The following is a 4,470-nucleotide window of genomic DNA, read 5'->3' as shown; positions in this document are numbered from 1 at the left end:
GCTTTTGCAGGATGATTGAGATGGTCAACCAAATTCAACTTCTAAGACCGAAGCAGGCGCCTGCACATGCGCACGAAGCCAGTGTGAAACTGAGGCGACCAATCCTCGAAGAGGCGGACAGCGCAACGCCCTTCCAGCAGATGGTGATAACTGTCTGGCGAAGGAAATGGCTCGTCATCGGCATGAGCGTCCTGGGCGGTGCCTTGGCAGGGTTCATAGGGTTGATGCGCCCTCCCCTCTATGAAGCCAGCACGCAAATGATCGTCGCCCTGCCTGGGAGTTCCACTCCTGCCGGAGCGGCGGCGGCGTCGCAGGACTCACTGGCCGCGATCGTCGACGGTCATCTAACGGTGCTTTCGTCCGAAGGGAATTTGAGAAACGTGTTGGCGGCTCTCCGCAAGGCCGATGCGGACCAGCCGCCCGCGCCGCCACAGAGCGCGCCACGCAGGATCGTCGGCGCGATCGCGCAGAAGGCGCGTACGTGGGCGAGCGGTCTTTTGTCCTTGATAATTTCCGATCAACAGGATGCGGTCGCATCGTCAGAAACCAAGGACGCGGCAGATCTAAGGGCATTGCATGATGAGCTCAGGGTCGGCCAGGAACTTCGTTCCCGAATAATCAGCATCGGCTTCACTGATCGCAATCCTGTCCGGGCCGCCCAGGTCGCCAACGCCGTCGCCGCTGTCTATGTCGACGGGCTGACGCAGCAGAGCCGCGCGTCGGACCAGCAGGAACTCACCTCGATCGTCGCGCGTCTGCCCGAGACCAAGGACGAGTTGGCGCAAGCTACCGCTCAGTTACAGGCATACCGTTTCGACAACGGCGCTCCCGGCCCAGGGAGTGTCGACGACAATGGTCGCGAGATCGCCGACATCGGACGGCAGATGTCCCTGGCCAAGACGAGTCTGGCCGATGTCGAAACGCGGCTGGAGAGGATCAGCAGCCTTCGCGACAGCAACGCGCCGGCCGCGGACATGGCGGCGGCAATCGGGCAGGCTGCACCGATCGGTCCTTCCGCCGGCACCGGCACTCCTGTCACGGGCGAGAGCAACCTGAATGGTCGAGGCCCTGCAACAGAAGAGATTGACCGTGAGGTCGCTCGGCTGGAAGCCGAACGGCAGGTCTATCAGCGGCAGGTCGCATCGCTTCAGCAGCAGGGGGCCGCACTGAAGGCCGCCTCGGCCGACGCGGCAAACCGTCTCTCAGGTCTGCGCGCCCTCGAATTGAAGGCCGAAGTTATCTCTCAGCGTTACAACTATCTGCTGGGCCGCCAGCAGGATCTCGAACAGCGCATCGAGTCTCCTCAGGCCGACGTCGCCATACTGTCCCAGGCGATGCCGCCGACACGTCCGATAACGCAGCCTGCGATATTCCTGCTCCCGCCTGGCATGATCGTATTTGGCCTTGGCACCGCCGTTCTCTTACTCGCACGCCGGCGTTTCGATCGAACGCTGCGCAGCCAGGCCGAAGCAGAGGCTGCGTTGGGGATCACGTGCTCCGGTCTCATTCCAAAAATCGCCCGGCCGAGCGCGAGGCGACTCTGCAGTTTGCTGCTCGGGCAGCACAAGGCCCTCTACACATGTGCCGTCGGCTCGCTTTTGATGAATCTGGCCAACGCCAGACTGCGCCTGCCTGGCGTGATTCTGATCATGCCTAGCGACGAAGGCGAAGACAAAACACTGCTGGCATGGAGCCTTGCGTTGACCGCAACCCGCCTCGGAGAACAGGTGCTTTTGGTGGACTTCGATCAGCAGGAAACGCGGATCACACGCGAATTTCGGAACGAGTTCAGCACATCCAGAATCAATGGTTCCGTAGCCGACTTCCTCATCGATAACCGGTCCTTGGCCGAGACGGTGGAGGAGATGACGGAAATCCAGGTCGGATTCATGCCCGCGCCGCCTGTCTCACGCGACTTGCTCCACCTCATAGCGATGGTGGACGGAACGAAGATCGTGGACAAGTTGCGTGAGAAATACAGTCTCGTGATCCTGAACGGTCCATCCGGAGCGGCAGGGCCGGAAGCGCGATTGCTCACAAGCTGGGCCGACGCGGTGTTGTTGACCGTACGTTGGGGGGCGACGCCGCGGAACATCGCCCGCAGCGTCCTCGAGTTCATCGGCGTGGAGGAGAAGTTGCCGTGGAACCTGCCTGCATCTCCCTCCAGCGTTCTGACGCAGGTCGATCTCAAGCAGCATGCCAGCTATCGGTTCGGGGATAGCGGCGACCTGTTGTTGAGAGGACTTTGAGGAGGACAACAGCCGATACCAAAGAACAAGGCCGCGACAACTCGATCTCCAGATTGAATTGGCATGATCATCGAATTTTTCGGACCACCGGGATCCGGCAAAACAACCTTCGCAAACGCGCTCGCCCAGCGTTTGCGCGAGCGAGGGCATGTGGCCCGGGTTGCGCGCTTTTATCAGCCACGCAACAAGGGCGATGGCTGGGATCACTTCGCGATATTGTCGATCACGATCAGAATTTCTGCGGCCGTCATTTCCGTATTTGCGGCAGTTCTGTCCTCGCTCGCCGGAGATACGGGCATAAGAACCACCAATCACCTGATAGAATCGATACCGCCAAAGGGCATAATTTGGCGCGCACGTATCTGGCAATACATCGTTCGTCTGTCGAGTTGCTGGAAGAAGGCGCAGGAATCGCCCGACATAACGATATTCGATCAGGGCTTCGTCCAGGCCATCGGATCCCTGGCGGTATTTAGCGGCGGTGCCGACGACTCGATGATTGCGCGAGCGCTTAGTTTCGCCCCGCGGGCCGATCTGGTGGTTCGGGTGGTGGTACCGGGCGAAATCGTGGAACCACGGCTCCAGGCAAGAATGAAGCAGGAGCCGGCTGCGGAACGGCTGTTCGAAGTAGACGTGGCGGGAAACATGAATGCCTTTGCGGTCTTCGACAAGATTGGCCGTGTTCTCCAGGCCGCTCGCCGAAACACGCTGTCGGTTCGACCAGTCGACCAACAATCGGCCGCGAGGGACCTTAGTCGGGTGGAAAAGGAAGTCCTGGCACGGCTGTCGCGGATTGGATCTCATTCCATCAATAACGCGCGGGGGCCGACAACTCGACGGGCGGCGGGCAAACAGCGGGCGAACAGAGCATGAAAGGAAGTCAGCAAAGGCCGCTGTTCGAACTCCGCGCAGCCGACGTGGCCACGGACGTCTCACCGCTTTCCATTCCAATCGAGGAGACGACCCGCAGCGCCATCGCCGCGATGTCTCCACCGCGTCGCAACGCCAGCCGGCGCCTTGTTCACGCAAGCATCTTCGCCCTTCTGGTCTATATCGGCGGAGCGGGCCTCACCAGCATGGCCCAACTTGGAATTGCGCGGATGGTCGGCGCGACCAGCTACGGAATTTACTCATACGCACTGGCATGGAGCACCGTTCTCGCCACCCTCTCGACCCTCGGCTTCAATGTTTCATTGTTGCGCTTCGTGCCGGCGCACAGCGCTGCCGGACGTTTGGACCTGGCGCGCGGCGTTATCAATTTCGCACTGTGCTCGTCATTGTTGACGGCGACGCTGGCGGGCTTGGCCGGAGCTGGACTCGTCGTCTTTCTTCCGTCGCAGCAACTCGTCCCGGAGTTCCAGGCGGCTATGCTGCTGGCCATGGCAGTGGTGCCGATGATCACCGCCTATACGCTCGGCGCGACCCTGGTTCGAGCCTTTGGAGGCGTAGTGTCGGCGCTCTTGCCCGAGCGTGTGGCGCGAGACGGATTGCTGTTGATATTGCTGGGCGGCGCAGCTTTTTCGGGCGAATGGACGTTGAACGCCCAATTCGCGATGACGGCCGTCGTAACAAGTTCGGCCGTTACCGCGGGACTTGTGTTCCTCACCGCGGTGAAGCTGCGGCCGGCCGGGCTGCGCAAGGCGCAGGCGAGCTACAGTGCACGCCAATGGTGGTGGTCGGTGATCCCCCCCACAATGCTGATCACCGGGCTCGATGTTTTTGTAGGTCGAACGGGAGTCATGCTTCTTGGCTGGACCGGCCGGGTCCATGAGGCCGGCGTTTTCGCCCTTGGTGCAAATGTGGCGCTGCTGGTCGGCCTTTCGAGCGTCGCAGTCAGCACGATGTTCTCGCCGACAGCAGCCGATCTTCATGCCCGTAAGGATCACGAGGGCCTGCAGCGGCTGTTCTCTCGAGCGGCGGTTTTGAGCTTCAGCGGGGGACTCGCGCTGGCCGTGCCGTTGCTGCTGGTTATCGAACCTCTCCTGGGCTGGTTCGGCAAGGATTTCGCGGCCGGAGCGCCTGTCGGGCGAATCCTGATCATGGGGTACCTCTGCAGCGCGGTTTGCGGACCCCAGTTGAACCTCATGACAATGACCGGCCACGAATGGGCCGCCGCGACGACGATGGTCAGCGGCGCCGCGGCCAACGTCATCGCCTGTGCCGTAGGAATTGCGCTCGACGGCACGATCGGAGCTGCGGTGGGCTTCTCGCTCTCACTGGT

General features: G+C 61.5%; 3 protein-coding genes. All 3 read left to right on the top strand.

The window, feature by feature from the left end; all coding sequences use genetic code 11:
• A partial coding sequence (locus Q0L57_RS06795; RefSeq protein WP_296739870.1) for a Wzz/FepE/Etk N-terminal domain-containing protein occupies nucleotides 1-2,249 on the top strand: 2,249 nt, incomplete at its 5' end.
• Nucleotides 2,250-2,312: 63 nt separating this feature from the next.
• Nucleotides 2,313-3,122, top strand: coding sequence for an AAA family ATPase (locus tag Q0L57_RS06790; RefSeq protein WP_296739869.1), 810 nt, complete (start codon nucleotides 2,313-2,315; stop codon nucleotides 3,120-3,122).
• A partial coding sequence (locus Q0L57_RS06785) for a lipopolysaccharide biosynthesis protein (RefSeq protein ID WP_296739868.1) occupies nucleotides 3,119-4,470 on the top strand: 1,352 nt, incomplete at its 3' end. The genes Q0L57_RS06790 and Q0L57_RS06785, both read left to right, overlap by 4 nt.

The organism is Mesorhizobium sp. (assembly GCF_024509055.1).
Taxonomy (GTDB): Bacteria; Pseudomonadota; Alphaproteobacteria; order Rhizobiales; family Rhizobiaceae; genus Mesorhizobium.
This window is presented reverse-complemented; position numbering and strand designations above follow the sequence as displayed.

Bases quoted from the DNA above. Each gene is read 5' to 3' on its own strand.
- Q0L57_RS06790 (WP_296739869.1), top strand. From the start codon at position 2,313: ATGATCATCGAATTTTTCGGACCACCGGGATCCGGCAAAACAACCTTC.